The organism is Nonomuraea sp. NPDC054003, from assembly GCF_055585125.1.
Map to the genome: position 1 here is coordinate 57,836 of NZ_JBVJKR010000017.1, position 16,759 is coordinate 74,594.

General features: G+C 72.3%; 13 protein-coding genes. 2 read left to right on the forward strand and 11 right to left on the reverse strand.

Annotation, left to right across the window (positions count from 1 at the left end):
* Nucleotides 1-26 precede the first annotated feature (26 nt).
* Genes ACZ6YG_RS36125 through ACZ6YG_RS36145 form a run of 5 tightly spaced genes read right to left on the reverse strand, consistent with a single transcriptional unit; the run spans nt 27 to nt 6,247 of the window.
* Nucleotides 27-1,613, reverse strand: a complete 1,587-nt coding sequence (locus ACZ6YG_RS36125) for an acyl-CoA synthetase (RefSeq protein ID WP_148034146.1) — start codon at nt 1,611-1,613, stop codon at nt 27-29.
* Nucleotides 1,613-2,761, reverse strand: a complete 1,149-nt coding sequence (locus ACZ6YG_RS36130) for a thiolase domain-containing protein (RefSeq protein WP_148034147.1) — start codon at nt 2,759-2,761, stop codon at nt 1,613-1,615. Before ACZ6YG_RS36130 ends, ACZ6YG_RS36125 begins: the two co-directional genes overlap by 1 nt.
* Nucleotides 2,761-3,792: a thiolase domain-containing protein gene (locus ACZ6YG_RS36135; protein ID WP_466020463.1), complete on the reverse strand. Its 1,032-nt coding sequence runs from the start codon at nt 3,790-3,792 to the stop codon at nt 2,761-2,763. The genes ACZ6YG_RS36130 and ACZ6YG_RS36135 overlap by 1 nt, the downstream gene beginning before the upstream one ends.
* Entirely contained in the window at nt 3,793-4,686 is an 894-nt protein-coding gene (locus ACZ6YG_RS36140) for a Zn-ribbon domain-containing OB-fold protein (protein WP_466020464.1), read from the reverse strand.
* Between the two features lie 16 nt (nt 4,687-4,702).
* Entirely contained in the window at nt 4,703-6,247 is a 1,545-nt protein-coding gene (locus tag ACZ6YG_RS36145; RefSeq protein ID WP_466020465.1) for an acyl-CoA synthetase, read from the reverse strand.
* A gap of 124 nt (nt 6,248-6,371) precedes the next feature.
* Between ACZ6YG_RS36145 and ACZ6YG_RS36150 the strand changes: the two genes are divergently transcribed.
* Entirely contained in the window at nt 6,372-7,181 is an 810-nt protein-coding gene (locus tag ACZ6YG_RS36150) for a crotonase/enoyl-CoA hydratase family protein (protein WP_466020466.1), read from the forward strand.
* Here the strand turns inward: ACZ6YG_RS36150 and ACZ6YG_RS36155 are convergent.
* Together ACZ6YG_RS36155 and pgfA are read right to left on the reverse strand one after the other, a co-directional pair.
* Nucleotides 7,178-8,284 (reverse strand): NAD(P)H-dependent flavin oxidoreductase, encoded by a 1,107-nt coding sequence (locus ACZ6YG_RS36155; RefSeq protein ID WP_466020467.1) that lies wholly within the window; start codon nt 8,282-8,284, stop codon nt 7,178-7,180. The genes ACZ6YG_RS36150 and ACZ6YG_RS36155 overlap by 4 nt on opposite strands.
* Nucleotides 8,285-8,452: 168 nt before the next feature.
* Nucleotides 8,453-9,367 carry a cell envelope lipid trafficking protein PgfA gene (pgfA, locus tag ACZ6YG_RS36160; protein ID WP_148034153.1) on the reverse strand — a complete coding sequence of 305 codons (915 nt, stop codon included), beginning with the start codon at nt 9,365-9,367 and terminating at the stop codon, nt 8,453-8,455.
* 119 nt (nt 9,368-9,486) lie between these two features.
* Between pgfA and ACZ6YG_RS36165 the strand changes: the two genes are divergently transcribed.
* Complete coding sequence (locus ACZ6YG_RS36165) at nt 9,487-10,677, forward strand: acyltransferase family protein (protein WP_466020468.1); 1,191 nt, start codon at nt 9,487-9,489, stop codon at nt 10,675-10,677.
* Here ACZ6YG_RS36165 and ACZ6YG_RS36170 read toward each other — a convergent pair.
* Genes ACZ6YG_RS36170 through ACZ6YG_RS36185 form a run of 4 tightly spaced genes read right to left on the reverse strand, consistent with a single transcriptional unit; the run spans nt 10,598 to nt 16,729 of the window.
* The gene (locus ACZ6YG_RS36170; RefSeq protein ID WP_466020469.1) at nt 10,598-14,662 is read right to left on the reverse strand and encodes an alpha-(1->3)-arabinofuranosyltransferase domain-containing protein; all 4,065 of its coding nucleotides are present in this window, start codon (nt 14,660-14,662) and stop codon (nt 10,598-10,600) included. The genes ACZ6YG_RS36165 and ACZ6YG_RS36170 overlap by 80 nt on opposite strands.
* Entirely contained in the window at nt 14,659-15,780 is a 1,122-nt protein-coding gene (locus ACZ6YG_RS36175; protein WP_466020470.1) for a glycosyltransferase family 4 protein, read from the reverse strand. The genes ACZ6YG_RS36170 and ACZ6YG_RS36175 overlap by 4 nt, the downstream gene beginning before the upstream one ends.
* A gap of 7 nt (nt 15,781-15,787) precedes the next feature.
* Entirely contained in the window at nt 15,788-16,582 is a 795-nt protein-coding gene (locus ACZ6YG_RS36180) for a glycosyltransferase (protein ID WP_148034157.1), read from the reverse strand.
* Nucleotides 16,583-16,594: 12 nt separating this feature from the next.
* Entirely contained in the window at nt 16,595-16,729 is a 135-nt protein-coding gene (locus ACZ6YG_RS36185; protein WP_261808826.1) for a hypothetical protein, read from the reverse strand.
* Nucleotides 16,730-16,759: the final 30 nt, after the last annotated feature.

Sequence of the window (16,759 nt, forward strand, 5' to 3'; positions counted from 1 at the left end):
CAGGGCCCGCGCCGGCCCTGCGCTGGTCAAGATTGCGCGGCCAGCACCGTGTCCCTGGCCCATCGGTAGTCGGCCTTGCCTGATGGCGAGCGCTCCATGCGCGGCACGAACGCGTACGAGCGCGGCACCTTGTAGCCCGATAACTGCTTCCTGCAGTGGGCGTCGAGCTCCTCGGCGGTGACGGCGGCGCCGGGACGCGGCTCGACCACGGCGGCCACCCGGTTGCCCCACCGCTCGTCCGGCACCCCGGTGACGACCGCGTCGAAGACGGCCGGGTGCCCCTTGAGCACGGCCTCCACCTCTTCGGGGAACACCTTCTCGCCGCCGGTGTTGACGCACTGCGAGCCGCGCCCGTACACGGTGATGGTGCCGTCCTCCTCGACGGTGGCCAGGTCGCCGGTCAGCAGCCAGCGGGTGCCGTCCTCGGTGGTGACGAAGGTGCGGGCGGTCTTGTCCGGGTCGTTGTAGTAGCCGAACGCGATGCGGCCGGCCTTGGCGACGGTGCCCAGGTCGCCGGAGCCGGGCCTGACGGGGTGCAGCCGGTCGTCGAGCACGACGAGCCTGGCGTGGGGGTTGGGCCGGTAGCGCAGGCCCGTCTCGGGGGTGGCCCCGTCGATCCCGTCGGCGGTGTAGCCGGCCTCGGTGGAGCCGAAGTTGTCGCGGATCAGCACGTTGGGCAGGAGCTCCTGGAGCCGGTCGCGTACGGTGCCGCTCAGGATCGCGCCGGTCGAGCTGAGCACGAACAGCGACGACACGTCGTAGGAGCCCCGCTCCAGCGCCTCGGCGAGCGGCCTGGCCATGGCGTCGCCGGTGATGTTCATCGTGAGCACCTTCTCCCGCTCGACGGCCCGCCACACCTCGTCGGGGTCGAACGTGCGCACGTACACCATGGTCGCGCCCATCCAGAAGGCGATGAAGGTGCCCATCTGGGCGGCGCCGTGCATGAGCGGCGCGGCGGCCATCATCGCGATCGGGCTCGCCTTGACGGCCTCGTCGACCACCTCCTGCGGGGTGGCGCGCGGCTCGCCGGTCGGGTTGCCGCCGCCGAAGGCCATGAACAGGTCCTCGACGTGCCACATCGCGCCCTTGGGCATGCCGGTGGTGCCGCCGGTGTAGATGATGTAGACGTCCTGCCCGGACCGCGGCCCGAAGCCGCGCCCCGGGTCGCCGCTCCGCAGGGCTTCCTCGTACGAGATCGCGCCGGGGATGCCGGGCGGGCCGTTGACCGCGATGAGATGGCCCAGCCGGGGCGCCTGGCCGGCGACGGCGGCCACGCGGGGCTCGAACTCGACGTCGTACAGCAGGGCCCGGATGTCGGAGTCGCGGTAGAGGTAGAGCAGCTCGGCCTCGACGTACCGGTAGTTGACGTTGACCGGGACGGCGCGGAGCTTCAGGGTGGCCAGGAGGCCGGCCACGTACTCGATGTCGTTGCAGAGGTGGATCCCCACGTGGTCGCCGGGCCCGATGCCGCGGTCCTGGAGGTGGTGGGCGAGCCGGTTGGCCTCGGCGTCCAGCTCGGCGTAGGTGCGGCGGTCCGGCCCGCAGACCACCGCCGTGCGGTCCCCGATCGCGTCGGCCACCCCTTCGAACAAGTCAGCGTGGTTGAACTCCATCACGGCTTCTCCCGTCCGACGATCCACATGGCGAAGAACTGCGCTCCTCCCCCGTACGCGTGCCCGAGCGCCAGGCGTGCCCCGTCGACCTGGTGCTCTCCGGCCATGCCGCGCACCTGCAGCGCGGCCTCGGCGAACCTGATCAGCCCGGACGCCCCGATCGGGTTGCTGGACAGCACGCCGCCGGAGGGGTTCCACGGGATGTCGCCGTCGAGCGCGGTGGCGCCGGACTCGGTGACCTTCCAGCCCTCGCCCTCGGCGGCGAAGCCGAGGTTCTCCAGCCACATCGGCTCGTACCAGGAGAACGGCACGTACACCTCGGCCACGTCGATCTGGCGGCGCGGGTCGGTGACGCCGGCCTGCCGGTAGACGTCGGCGGCGCAGTCCTTGCCGGCCTGCGGGCTCACGGTGTCGCGGCCGGCCCTGGAGAGCGGCTCGGAGCGCATGGCGGTGCCGTGCACCCAGGCCGGGATGCCGGCGGCGGCCCGTTCGGACGAGAGCACGATCGCGCAGGCGCCGTCGCTGGACGGGCACGACTCCAGGTAGCGGATCGGCTCCCACAGCATGGGCGTGGACTCGACCATCGCCCGGTCGATGCCGGGGATGCGCAGGTGGGCGTACGGGTTCTTGAGCGCGTTGAGCCGGTCCTTGACGGCCACGAGCGCGCCGACGTGGCCGGGGGCGCCGCTCCTGCGCATGTACTCCCTGATGTGCGGGGCGAAGTAGCCGCCCGCGCCGACCACCAGCGACGAGCTGAACGGCAGGTGGGTGGAGAGCGCCCAGGTGGCGTTGGACTCCGACTGCTTCTCGAAGCCGACGACCAGCACCCGTTCGTGCACGCCGGACTGGATCAGGCCCGCGCCGACGAGCGCGGTGGAGCCGCCGACGCTGCCCGCGGTGTGCACGCGCAGCATCGGCTTGCCCGCGGCGCCGAGCGCGTCGGCGAGGTACGCCTCGGGCATCATGACGCCTTCGAACAGGTCAGGCGCCTTGCCGATGACGACGGCGTCGATGTCCTTGAACGTCAGCCCGGCATCCTCCAGCGCCCGCAGCGCCGCCTCGCGCACCAGCCCGGCGATCGACACGTCCCTGCGCTTGGTCGTGTAGCGCGTCTGCCCGACGCCGATCACGGCGCAGCGCTCAGCCATCAGGCCTCCAGTACGGTGACGAGGTTGTGCTGCAGGCAGGGGCCGCTCGCCGCGTGGCCGACGGTGCGGCGGGCGGATCCGTCGTGGATGCGGCGGGCCGCCTCGCCGAGGCGGATCAGCCCGGCGGCCATGACGGGGTTCGCGGCCAGCGGGCCGCCGGACGGGTTGATCACGGTGTCGTCGGGCAGTTCGAGCGCCCGGCGCAGGATCGGTTCCTCGTGCGCGAACTGGGCGTGCAGCTCGGCCACGTCGACCGGTCCCTTGCCGACGCCCGCCGCGCGGCCCGCGTCGGCCGCCGACGGCGACCGGCTGAGGTCGCGCAGGCCGAGGTAGTGCGGCTCGATGCGGTGCGCGATGCCGGTGATCCAGGCGGGGGTGGCGCACAGCTCGCGGGCCCGGTCCCCGGCGGCGAGCACCACGGCCGCCGCGCCGTCGGTGATCGGCGCGACGTCCGACGCCTTCAGCGGCTCGACCGCGTACCCGTCGGGCAGCTCTTCCGGCAGGTCCAGCGCGTACGGGTTGCGCCTGCCGTCGGCGCGGCTGCGGCGCGCGATCGCGTCCAGCTCGGCCCGTCCGGCGCCGAGCGCCGACGCCTGCAGCGCCGCGTACGAGAGCTGGTCCAGGCCGAGCGGCGCCAGATAGTACGGGTCGAGCTGCAAGGTCATGATGGCCCGCAGGTCGCCCTGGCTGGACTTGCCGAACCCGTACACCAGGGCGGTGTCCACGTCGCCGTGCTGGAGCCGCACCCACGCCTCGTACAGGGCCCAGGCGCCGTCCATCTCCACGTGGCTCTCCGAGATCGGCGGCCAGGCGCCGACCGCGTCCAGCGCGGAGACGAACGAGAACGGCGCCCCCGCCAGGTAGTCGCAGCTGCCCGAGCAGGTGAAGCCGAACCGTTTCTGCCCGGTCAGCGCCTTGACCTCCTCGATCACGGGCAGGATCAGCTCGGGCTCGGACAGCCCGGTGTCGTGGGCGGTGTGCCGGGTCTGGGCGAAGGCGACGATCGCGACTTCTCTGGCCACGCGGCTCATTCACAGCTCCACATCGGGTTCGCCGGTGGGCGCGAACCACCGGATGTTCGCCATGGACGCGGTCCGCTCGCTCTCGGGCACCCATTCGGCCCTGACCCGCATGCCCTGCCGCACCTCGTGCGCGGGGATGCCGCCGACGAGCGCGATCACGGGCACGTCGGACCGGTCGAGGAGCACGTACGCGGAGACGAAGGGCACCTCGGGGGCGCGCGGGTCGGGCAGGTTGTTGATCGCGAACGTGGTCACCGTGCCGGTGTCGGGCAGCTCGACCTGCTCGCCGATCGCGATCCCGCACTCGGGGCAGGACAGCCGGTAGGGCACGTACACCTTCCCGCAGCTCGCGCACCTCCCGCCGACGAAGACGCCGCGCCTGATCCCCTCCAGGAAGACGCGGAGCGCCCCGCCGGCCTGGAGCGTGTACGGGACGCGGACCGGCGAGACGATCCTGGTGACCTCGGGGGCGAAGCAGGCGAGATCGGTGATGTGGCCCGAGCGTTCGCCGCGCCACACCGGCCACACCCGGGTGCCGGGCGTGACCGCCTTGGGGTTGCCCGCGTCGACGGCGTGCACGAGCGCGGTGTCGGCGCCGTCCAGCTTGATCATGGCCCAGGCGAAGGGCCGGTCCAGCGGGTGCCCGGGGCGCGGCTCGGACACCCAGGCGGACGCGGTGACGGTCCCGGCCGGGCCGACCTCGACGTACTCGCCGGTCACCGCGTCGCCGGTGGCGGGGTCGTACTCCAGCGCGGGGACGAGCACCCGTCCGTCGGCGGTGCGCACCCCGACGATCCGTCCGGCGCGCAGCTCGGTCAGGAACCGGCCGATCACCGGTCCCGTCGAGCGGGTGTAGCCGCCGGGGAACTCCAGCACGTGCTCCGCGGTCAGCGGATCGGACATGCACCCTCCCGGGTGGTCAGATGGCTCGGTCGCGGCCCTCCCAGTACGGGGCGCGCAGCTTGCGTTTGAGCAGCTTGCCGTTGGGCTCTCGGGGCATCTCGTCGATGAAGTCGACGGTTCTCGGCCACTTCATCCTGGCCAGGCGGCCCTCCAGCGAGGCGAGGATCTCCGCGGCCAGCTCCGGGCCGGGCGCCGCGCCGGGCGCGGGCTCGACGACGGCCTTGATCTGCTCGCCCCACTCCTCGTCGGGGATGCCGAACACCGCCACGTCGGCGACCTTCGGGTGGATCATGATCTCGTTCTCGATCTCGGCCGGGTAGATGTTCGCGCCGCCGGAGATGATCATGTCGGCCTTGCGGTCGCACAGGAACAGGAAGCCGTCCTCGTCCAGGTAGCCGATGTCGCCGACGGTGAAGAAGTCCTTGAGCCGGTTCGCCTCGGTCTTGGCCGGGTCGCCCTTGTACTCGAAGGAGGCGCCCATCATCTTCATGTAGATCGTGCCGGGGGTGCCGGCGGGCACCGGCTCGCCCGAGTCGTCGGCGATGAGCAGCTCGGTGATGGGCCAGGCGTTGCCGACCGTGCCGGGGTGCGCCTTCCAGTCGCCGGGCGTGGCCAGGGTGCCGCCGCCCTCGGTGGCCGCGTAGTACTCGTACACGACGTCGCCCCACCACCGGAGCATGTCCTGCTTCACCGGCACGGGACAGGGGGCGGCGGCGTGGATCATCCACTTCAGCGAGGACAGGTCGTACTTCCCCCGCACCTCTTCGGGGAGGGCGAGCAGGCGCTTGAAGTGGGTGGGCACCAGGTGGGAGCTGGTGACCCGGTGGCGCTCGCAGAGCCTGAGCATCTCCTCGGCGTCCCACCGGTCCATGTAGACGAGCGTGTGGCCCATGTGCAGGGCGGTGCCGCCGAACTGGCTGACGGCGGTGTGGTAGCTGGGCGAGGTGACCAGGTGGGCGTTGGGCCGCCCGGGGGTGACGCCGAACAGGCCGAGCAGGAACGTCATCAGCTCCGCCCCGTCGTCGGGGTCGAGGCCGGTCAGCGGGCGGCGCACGCCCTTGGGCCTGCCGGTGGTGCCGGAGGTGTAGTGCATGGTGGCGCCGGCCGTGCGGTCGGCGGGCATGGTGTCCGGCTGCCCTTCGGTCAGCTCGTCCAGCGGCCGGAACCCGGGCAGGTCCGCCACGGCGAAGCGCCGCTCGGGGGCGACGGCCTCCGCCGCCCGCGTCGCCTCGGCCGCGTACCGGGGGTGGGTGACGAACGCCTTGGCCTCGCTGTCGGCCAGGATGTACGCGATCTCCGGCCCGGTCAGGTGCCAGTTGATCGGCGTGTAGTACCAGCCTGCCTGGAGGGCCGCCAGGTAGAGCACGAGCCCGTCGGAGCCGTTGGGCACCAGCCCGCAGAGGCCGTCGCCGGCCCGCAGGCCGAGCGCGCGCAGCCCGTGGGTGAGGCGGTTCGCGCGGGCGAGGAGGTCACCGGCCCGGTGCTCGGTGCCGTCGGGGTCCACGGCCGCGATCCAGCCGGGGTCCGCCTGCGCCAGCCGCCAGAAACCGAGCGTGCCCATCGGTACTCCTCACCAGGTCGTACGAGGCCCCCGAACCGGCGAAATAAGAACAGGTTCTCATTTCTTTCGGGCAGCGTAACCCGCGGCTATGGTGTGAGCAAGCGCTTGATTTCAGGAGGAGTGAGTGGAGCTTCTGCCGATCAGCACCCCCCACTGCCGCGTGGAACGTGACCACCACGTGGTGATCGTCACCATGAACCGCCCCGAGGCCCGCAACGCGCTCTCCTCCGACATGCTCATCGGCATGGCGAGCGCCTGGGCCTACGTGTCGGCCGAGCCGGACGTCAGGGTGGCGATCCTGACGGGCGCGGAGGGCACGTTCTGCTCCGGCGCCGACCTCAAGGCGATGTCCGCTCCCCCGTCGGACCCCGAGGTCGTGGCGCGTGGCGAGAAGATCGCCAACTACCACTGGAAGGGCCTGCTCCGCGAGGACCTGCCCGCCAAGCCGGTCATCAGCGCCGTCGAGGGCTACGCGGTGGCGGGCGGCACCGAGCTGCTCGTCGGCACCGACCTGCGGGTGGTGGCGGAGTCGGCCACCCTCGGCCTGTTCGAGGCCAGGCGCGCGCTCTTCCCGATGGGCGGCAGCGCCGTCCGCCTGCCGCGCCAGATCCCGTACTGCCACGCGATGGACCTCCTCCTCACGGGCCGTTCCGTCACCGCTGCCGAAGCGCTGGCGATGGGCCTGGTCAACCGGGTCGTCCCCGACGGCAGGGCGCTGGACGCCGCCCGCGAGCTGGCCGCGAGCGTGGCGGCGGCCGGGCCGCTGGCCGTCCAGGCGATCCTGCGCACCTACCGCGACACCCAGGGCCTCGCGGAGGAGGAGGCGCTCAAGGTGTCGGACGAGCTGGGCTGGCCGGTGATCGGGTCGGAGGACGCCAAGGAGGGCACCCGCGCCTTCCGAGAGAAGCGCCCCCCGACCTATCAGGGCCGTTAGTCGCGGGTGATGCGGCCGAGGCGTTCGAGGGCTTCGGCGAACTCCTCGACCAGGGAGTAGACCACGTCCTTGGTCGAGCGGACCTGGTTGGTGATGCCGATGATCTGGCCCGCGGGGAAGGTCGCCAGCTCGGCGGCGTCGGAGCGGCCGATGCGCCGCAGCGCGTCCGAGACCAGCATGAACTGCAGCGGCATCGGCAGCGTGCCCGGCGACTCCTGCGCCTCCCAGGCGTCGGTCCACTCGTTCTTGAGCAGCCGGGCGGGCTTGCCCGTCCAGCTGCGGGAGCGGACCGTGTCGCGGGAGGTGGCGGCGAGGATGCGCCGCCTGGCCATCTCGGGGGTGTCGGCCTCCTCCACGGTCAGCCAGAGCGAGCCGGTCCAGACGCCCTCCGCGCCCAGCGCCATGCCCGCGGCCATCTGGCGGCCGTTGCCGATGCCGCCCGCCGCCAGCACCGGCACGTCCACGGCGTCCACGACCTGCGGGATGAGCACCATCGTGGAGATCTCGCCGGTATGGCCGCCCGCCTCGGTGCCCTGCGCCACGACCACGTCCACGCCCACCTCGACCTGCTTGAGCGCATGGCGCGGGGTGGAGGCGAGGGCGGCGACCTTGACGCCGTGGGCGTGCGCCTGCTCCACCACGTCGGCGGGCGGCGGGCCGAGGGCGTTGGCCAGCAGCGCGATCGGGTGCCTGAGCGCGACCTCCACCTGCGGCCGGGCGGTGGCGTCCGTCCAGCCGAGCAGCACCCGGCCGGCGTCGGCGTCCTGTGACAGCGGCGGCACGCCGTGGCTGGACAGCAGGTTCTCGACGAACTGCCGGTGCCCCTCGGGGATCATCCCCTGCAGGCGGCCGACGAGCTCCTCCGCCGGGAACTCGGCGCCCTCGTAGGAGGCCGGCATGACGACGTCCACCCCGTACGGCTTGCCGTCCACGTGGTCGTCGATCCAGGCGAGCTCCCGTTCGAGCTCTTCGGGGGTGAAGTAGAGGGCGCCGAGCACGCCCATTCCGCCTGCCTTGCTGACGGCGGCCACCACGTCGCGGCAGTGGCTGAACGCGAAGATCGGGAGGTCGATTCCGAACATGTCCGTCACACGGGTCCGCATGTCCCGACGATACGACCGGGAAGACCGAACTGCAACACGTTCTACTGCTAGATGTTTCGCTCGTACCGGCGAGTAACTTTTTATTGGAACACGTTTCAATTTTCGTTGTAACGGTCCCGGAAAAAGTAAAAGGGCCCGCACGCGGCGGGCCCCGGGGTCGGAAAAGGATCAGGCGGTGCGGCGGCGGCCGAGCACCACGCCGGCGAGGATCAGCGCGACGCCCACGACGAGCAGGACGAGGGGGATGGTGTTGCGCAGCAGGTTGATCTGGCTCTTGCCGTCCTGGGCGTTGCTCACCAGGCCGTTCACCGTCTCCTCGGTCATCTGGGCGGTGGCGACGAAGGCCGCGGCGCGCTCCACGCCGTCCTGCGTCTTCAGCACCTCGTGCCGCTGGACCTCCTGCTTGACCGGGGAGCCGGTGACGGGCTCGATCCAGTAGGTGGTCTTGCCGTCGTACCAGCGGTCGATCTGCACGTCACCGGTCACGTCGGTGATGCCGACGATGTTGGCGGGGATCGTCTGCGTGGAGGTCTTGGTGGCCGGCACCAGCTGCTCGAACACGTACGTGTCGAGGCCGTTGACCTTCTCCTCGCGCACGAACGTCGCGTCGAAGGCCTGCTTGGCGGTGGAGTTGAAGACCTTGTACGTCTTCTTCTCCACGTCGAACGGCCACTTGTAGATCTGGCCCTCCAGCGTGACCGGGGCCTTGGCGATGTTCACGCCGCAGCAGTTCACGGCCTCGCCGGTGTACTTGTTGAAGGCGCTGCGCCGGTCGGAGATGTCCACCGACCTGCGGTTGTTGGTCACGTCGTTGACCACCGTGGCCTCGTCCCAGACGACCCGGTCGCCGGTGGCGTCCTTCACGTCACCACGGGTGGTGACGATGATCTCGAGGTCGGCGTTCAGCACCTTGAGATCCTGGCGGGAAAAGTACTGGGCGCCCTTCGCCTCCAGGGTGGAGATGCCGAACTGGTTCGCCGGCGCGGAGATCAGCTGGTCCGCCGCCCAGAATTTCAGGAGCGGGGCGAGCGCGATGAAAAACGCGCCGAGCCCGATGAGGACGAGCGTTGAAATACGACCCATCGAGACCTCCGCAAAATTAGAACGTGTTGTCGTCGGGATTGTATGACCTGGATCAAAGTATGACAGTGCGTGATCGGCGTCACCCGCCGACCACGAGCCGCAACCAAATCGATAGAAACATGTTCTATCGTGGTTTCGCCGACGAGACCCCGGGGGTGAGAGCACTGAAGAGAGACGCCGCTCTCGACGGCATCCGCGCCCTGGCCGCGCTCGGCGTGTGGCTGCTGCACGTGGCCAGCAACACCGGCGTGATGTACGGCGAGGGCATGTACGCCTGGCTGCTGTCCCGCCTCGGGATGGCCGTGCCGGTGTTCTTCCTGCTGTCGGGCCTGCTGCTCTACCGGCCGTGGGCCAAGGCCGCCATCGAGGGCGCACCGCGCCCCGCCGCCGGGCTCTACCTGTGGCGGCGGGCGCTGCGTGTGCTGCCGGTCTACTGGCTGGTCGCCTCGCTGGCGCTGTGGGCGTGGACGCCGCTCGACTGGACCGGCTGGGTGGTCTGGCTGCTCCTGCTGCAGAATTACGTCCCCGGCCTGCACAGCGCCGAAGGCCTCTACCAGATGTGGACGCTGCCCATCGAGATGGCCTTCTACCTGGTGCTGCCGCTGCTCGGCTGGGCGCTGCACCGGTGGGCGGCCCGGGGCGGCAACGTGCCGGTGCGGCTGCTCTGGGGCATCGCGGTGCTGCCGGTGGTCTCGGTGGCCACCGTGGTGGCCGCCAGGGTCCTGGAGGTGCCGGACCTCGCGCTCTGGCTCCCGTACCACCTGGTGTTCTTCGCCTGCGGCATGGCGATGGCGGTGCTGTCGGTCTGGCTCGGCGGCAGCCGGGTGATCGGCTCGCTCGCCCCCCAGCTGCTGGTGCTCGCCTTCCTGCTGTACGCGGTGCTGTCGACGCCGCTGGCCGGGCCGCGCACGCTCACCCTGCCGACCCTCGGGGAGTCCATGGTCAGGATGACCCTGGAGGCGGCCGTGGCCGTCCTGCTGGTGGCGCCGTTCGCGCTCGCGCCCGACCCCGGCTCGCTGCGCCACCGGCTGCTCGGCAACCCGGTCGCCGCCTACCTGGGCCGCATCTCCTACAGCTTCTTCCTGTGGCACGCGCCGGTCATCACGCTGCACCGGCAGATCACCGGCGACCCGCCGTTCACCGGCGACTTCACCAGCCTGGCCGTGGTGTCGTTCATCGTGTCGCTGCTGCTCAGCATCGCGAGCTATCACCTGATCGAACATGTCGCCCTCACGCTCGGCCGGCGCCGGTCAGCACCTGCTCGGCCACCGGAAGCTCCGGCTCCGCGGCCGGTGGCTCCCGCCGCGTGACGAGCCGCCCGAACAGCGCGCCCATGGCCGCGCACGCGACGAGCTGCGGCACGTGGTCCATCAGCATCCCGGCCTCGATCCCGTACGAGCGCAGCGTGAGCGCGACGGCCTGGGCGCCCGCCGCCGCGCAGAACAGCCCGGCCGGCAGCCAGTACGCGCCCCGCGTGCGGCCGTCCAGCCACAGCGCCAGTGCCCCGGCGGCGACCAGGGCGAGCATGCCGGGCGTGCCCGCGATCCAGTAGCCGAACGCCAGCCCCGCCACCGCCGCGTACGGCGCCCGCCAGCTCGACAGCCGCGAGAGGGCGGCCGGCGCGGTCGCGCGCACGTGCTCGGGGCGCGGCCCGAGCGGTATCAGGGAGAGCAGCGCCAGCAGCGCGATCCCGCCCAGCCCGGCGGCGAGCGCGAACCAGTAGGGCCGGTCCGGCGTGTACTCCATCCGCACGACGCCCGACGAGCCGGCGGGCAGCTCCCAGGCCTGCTTCCAGCCGTCGATGCGGACCGGCCGGAGCGTCCGGTCGCCGATCTTGGCCCGCCAGCCGGCGTTGAAGTTCTCGCCGACCACCAGGAAGGCGTCGTCGGGCGCGCTCACGTGCACCTCGCGCGCGGACTGCGTCCAGGTGCCCGGCACCGCGGCGGCCTCCACCTGGCGCGGCGTCTCCGGCAGGGCGCCCACGACCAGGTTCTCCACCTGGAACGGCTCCCAACCGGCCACCTTGACCCGGTTGTCGCCCGCCAGCAGCTCCGCCTTCTCGCACCCGGTGATCCGCACCGGCCGCTGCTCCAGCAGGTCGCGGTGGCTGCCGGCGACGCGGGTCTCGACGACCTGGCCGTTCACCTCGATCCGCGGGCCGGTGCCGCAGTCGAGCCGGAGCGGGATGTCGCCGGGGGTGCTCGCCTTGGCCACCCCGGGGATGGCCAGCTCGGTGACCTGCACCCGCTGCGTGAGCGGGTAGAAGCGGATCTTGAGCTGGGTGGTGGTGATCGGGTCGAAGCTGACGTGGCCCCGCTCGTCCACCCGGCCGCCGCGGGAGACGCCGCCGTCTCCGGTGACCACCACGTCGAGCGACTGGGTGTCGCTGCCCGGCCTGCCGACCTGGATGCGGGAGATCTTCTTCTTGCCCTTCCACGCGACGGTGAGCGCGGGCTCGCGGTCGCCGTCGGCCGGGACCCAGGTGGTGGTCAGGTCGCCGTCGAACGCCGACCGGGGCGAGACCACCGCGTCCTCGCTGAGCTGCGAGGTGCCCGACACCCGCGTGACGCCGCCGCTGACCCGGGTGAACCGGTCGACGAGCGCGCTGTCGCGCAGCACGGCCGACCCGCGCACGGTGACGGCCCGCTCCGCGTCCGCGGTGAACGTGCGGTCCAGGCCGGTGCTCTCCTCCCCGGTACGCGCGAGCCGCGGGGGATTGCACACCCACCGGTTCAGGCTGCGCACGCACCCGGGCCGGGCGTCCAGGCCGCGGTCCATGACGAACACGTCGCCGCCGGAGCCGGGCAGCCTGATCGTCCTGCCGGGGGTCACCCCGGGCACGCTGAGCTCGACGATCCCGGCGCGCTGCCCGTAGGTCCAGTCACCGGGCCGGACGGACAGGATCGTGACCCGGATCCACGAGGTCGGCCCCTCGGGCAGGGTCAGCCACTGCGGGTCCGTGGTCTGCTCGACGTCCTGCTCCCGGCGGCCCGCCTCGGTCTCGACCGCCACCCGGTCCACCGTCTGGCCGAGCAGGAGCTCGGCGGCGAACATCGCACGGACGCGGGAGACCTCCCGGCGCGCGGGCAGGTCGACCTGGAGCCACTGGCCCTCGGGCGTGCGCGCGCCGTCGGTCTCCCAGCCGGTGCGCACGTCGCCGTCCATCGCCGACCAGGGGCCGCGCGAGGGGTCGCTGGTCCCGGCGGGCGCGCCGGCGTCGGCGGCCGAGGAGGAGGCCGAGACGCCGGCGATGCCGTCGTACTCGGCGGTGGCGGTGTTCTCCAGCCAGCCCTTCTCCATCAGGTCCAGGGCCAGCACGCCGCTGAAGTCCGCCCGCCGGTCCTCGGTGAGTGTCGGGCTGATGTTGGAGCGCAGCTCGCCGAAGTGCCGCTCGCGCAGCCGCAGCGCGTCGCTCACCACGGCCGGCGCCTCGACCCCGGCCGCGTCGTCGTTCACCAGGACCGGGCCCTCGCCGAGCAGGCCGAGGTCGCCCATGCTGAGCAGCGAGTCGGGGCCGCCGCGCACCCGCAGCGCGTCCGCCGCCGGCCGCACGGTGACCAGGTCCGACGGCTCCGACACCTCGTACAGGTCGAGCGCGGGGAAGGCGGCGTCGAGCGAGTCGACGGCGTCGTCGCCGAACACGTCGCCGACCGGCTCGCCGAACGAGCGCACCTTGGTGACGCCGGGCGACTCGCTCATCGCCTCGTGGATCCTGGCCGGCCAGGCGCCCTTGAGCTGCTCCCTGAGCAGGTCGTTCCTGGCGAGCACGTAGCGGACGCCCATGCGGCGCAGCACCTCGGTCAGCCCGGCCGAGCCGTGGCCGGACGTCAGCCGCTGGTCGACGGCGTCCAGCAGCCTGCTCAGCCCCACCGAGCCCGGCGGGGTGATCTGGCGTGCCGTCCACCGGACGCTGGACAGGGGCTGGAGCGGCTCGTCCATCGGCCGGCCCCACACGTACTCGCCGAAGGAGGCGCCGGGCACGACCAGCACGCCCTCGTCACCGGCGTTCTCGTCGAGCCAGGCGGCGGCCTGGCGCCAGTGGTCCGGCACCTGCTGGAAGACCCCGGGGTACGCCAGGCCCTGGTTGAAGACCGGCAGGACCAGCGCGGCGAACGCGCCCGCCGCCACCGCCCGCAGCGGCAGCCTGGCCCGGCCGAGCACGCTCGCCAGCAGGTGGGCCAGCCCGAACGCGAGCGCGAGCCGGATGAGGGGGTCGAACTTGCGCAGGTTGCGCAGCGGCGCGAGCGGGCCGTCCAGCAGCCACCGGATCGGCTCGGCCACGGCGGGCTCCAGCGCGCTGATGTGCCCGGCCGTCACCGCCGCCGTCCCCACCAGGAAGAGCGCGATGAGGAAGCCCCTGGCGGGCAGGTCGCGGCGGGCCAGCCCGGCCAGGCCGAGCGCGGCGATGACGCCGGTGACCGCCACCATCGCGCCTGAGGTCGCGATCGCGTACCCGGGCGGCTGCTCGAACACGCCGCTGAGCGGCAGGAAGCGCACCCAGTCGGAGGCGCCGCGCAGCACGTTCGTCAGCGACGTGACCTGCGTGGTCGCCGCCGAGGTCTCGGTGTAGGGCAGGAACGAGAACGCGTACCGGCCCACCAGCAGCAGCGGCAGCGACCAGAAGAGGGTGGCCACCGCGACGGCGGCCGTCCACCAGCCGAGCATCCGCCAGCGCGGCACCGGGCGCGGCCGGGTGAGAATGTAGACGACGGGGGCGACCAGCACGGCCAGCACGGCGACGGCGTTCACCCCGCCGCACAGCGCCACGGCCAGCCCCGACCGGACCGCCGCCCTGGCCCGCTGCCCCGTCTCGGCGGCGGTGAGCAGCGGGATCAGGATCCACGGCAGCATCGCGGCGGGCAGCCACTCGATCGAGATCTCGCCGACGATCGACAGCGCGCGGGGGGCCAGCGCGTACGCCAGCGCGCCGGCGATCCTGGTGCCCGGCGTGCCGACGCCGAGCTTGGCGGCCAGCCGCTCGGCGCCCAGGAACGCGACGCAGAACAGCAGCGTCAGCCAGAGCCGCTGGGTGATCCACGGCTCGACGCCGGCCAGCTCGCCGATGGCGAAGAACGGGCCCATCGGGAACAGGTAGCCGGCCGCCTGGTTCTGGAGCTGGCCGAAGTGTTGCAGATCCCACAGGTGGGTGGCGCGCTCCAGCCAGCCGAGCGGGTTCAGCGCCAGGTCGAGCTTGGTGTCGGGGATGAGGTGGCCGGGCTTGGTGGTGAACGCCAGGATCGCGAAGCCGGCACAGCACAACACCAGCCAGAAGCGGTGCCGGGCCTTCTCGGTCACCGCTCCTCCACGTCCGCACCGGTGATCAACGCCATGAGGCGGTCGGCGCTGGCGTCCCAGGAGAACCGTCCAGCCCATTTCCGACATTTCATGTTATAGGTGTCCGGACCCCGGTCAGTCAGCTCGCCCGAGACCTCGTCCAGCGCCGCGCCGAGGCCCTTGGCCAGGTCAGCGGCCGGTGTGCCGCCCTCGGGCACCAGCCAGCCCGTCTCGCCGTCCCGTACCGCGTCCCGGAGCCCTTCCACGTCGAAGGCGACGGTCGGCACGCCGAGCGCGGCCGCCTCCACCACGCACAGCCCCCAGCCCTCGCCCTGCGAGGCGGTGACGTGCACCCAGGCGGCGGCGATCAGGCGCGCCTTCTCCTCCTCCGGCAGGTAGCCGTGGAGCGTGACGCCCTCGGGGAGCCGCGCGCGCAGCGCGGCCTCCTCCGGGCCGCGGCCGACGACGTCGACGACCAGGTCAGGCCGCTGCTCCCGCAGCTCCGCCACCGCGTCCAGCAGCAGGCCGACGCGCTTGTGCGCGACCAGCCTGCCGACGCAGACGACGCGCGGCACCGGGCTCTTGGGGACGTCGCTCTCGGGCGGGTCCGTGCTCACCCCGTTGTGCACCAGGTGGATCGGGCCGATCCAGCGCAGCCGCTCCCGCATGGCGCGCACGGTGGAGGGCGACACGGCCACGCCGGTGTGCCGCCGGTAGGTCCAGCGCGACACCGGCCCCTCCAGGAACCGCCCCACCGCGGCCAGCCACCACGGCAGGTGCAGGCCGAACTGCCGGTCGTGCACGTGGTGCACGACGCACAGGATCCTGGTACGGCGCGGCAGCACCCACGGCGTGAAGAACGGGATGCCGTTCTGGCAGTCGAGCACCGCGTCGAACCGGGTGCGCCGGACCAGCAGCCAGAGCAGCACCAGCGGGTAGACGGTGAACACCCCGCCCATCCGGCGCACCCGTACGCCGTCGCGGGTCTCCGCCCGCGACTGACCGGGCGCCCGCGCGGTGACGAACGAGACCGCGTGGCCCGCGCGGGCCATCCGGCACGCCAGCTCCCAGGCGTAGGTCTCGGCGCCGCCGGAGGCGGGGTGCCAGGGGTCGCGCCAGTTGACGACGGCGACGTTCATGGGTCGTTCACGGATATCCGACGGGGTCGAGCGGGGGTTCCCAGACGGGCGCGGGCGGTGTGGCGCGCAGCCTCAGCCAGATCCTGCCCAGCTCCAGCATGATGCCGAAGCTGTGCCGGGCCGGGGAGAACCTGGAGCCGGGCATGTCGTGCCAGCGGACCGGGATCTCCAGCACCCGCGAGCCGCGGCCGGCGCAGCGCGCCAGCAGCTCCACGTCGAACGCGAACCCGGGCGTGCGCAGCTCGGCGGCCACCTCGCGGGCGAGCGGGCCGTCGAAGAACTTGAACCCGCACTGGGTGTCGCTCACCCCGTGCACCAGCGCCCTGGCCAGCGCGCGGAAGCCGACGGCGCCGATCTCGCGGATCCGGCTGTGACGGTTCTCGACACTCGAGTACGCGTGCGCCCGCGAGCCGATCACCACCCGCTCCCCGGACAGGAGCAGGCCGAACGCGACGTCGACGGCGGCCAGGTCGGTGGCCATGTCGGCATCGCAGAAACCTACGAAGGGGGCACGGGTCTCGATCAGCCCCGCACGGACCGCGGCTCCCTTGCCGGGCACCGGGCAGCTCACCAGCCGGACCGGGACCTCGCCCTCGGGCCAGGTGCGGACGATCTCGGCGGTGCCGTCCGTGCTGTTGTTGTCGACGACGATGACCGCGGTCGGGAACGGCATGCGGGCAAGCTTCGCGCACAGCTGCAGGAGCCCCCCGGGAAGCCGTCGTTCCTCGTTGTGCGCGGGAACGACGATCTCAAGCAGTGGTCGCCGGCTCGCCCCCGAGTTCCCTGAGGAGGAGGGCGGCATGGCGGCGCTCTGTTACCGCGTGCCGTAGTTGTAGAGCGGCTGGTTGACAGGCGTGGCGGTGGAACCGGTCAGGGAGACCGTGGTGATCGTCGTCACTAGTGCGGCCACGGCTACGCCGATGATCGCTGCTAACAGGATCTTGATCACGGGGGTTCCTCCTGGTGCGGCAGGGGTCCG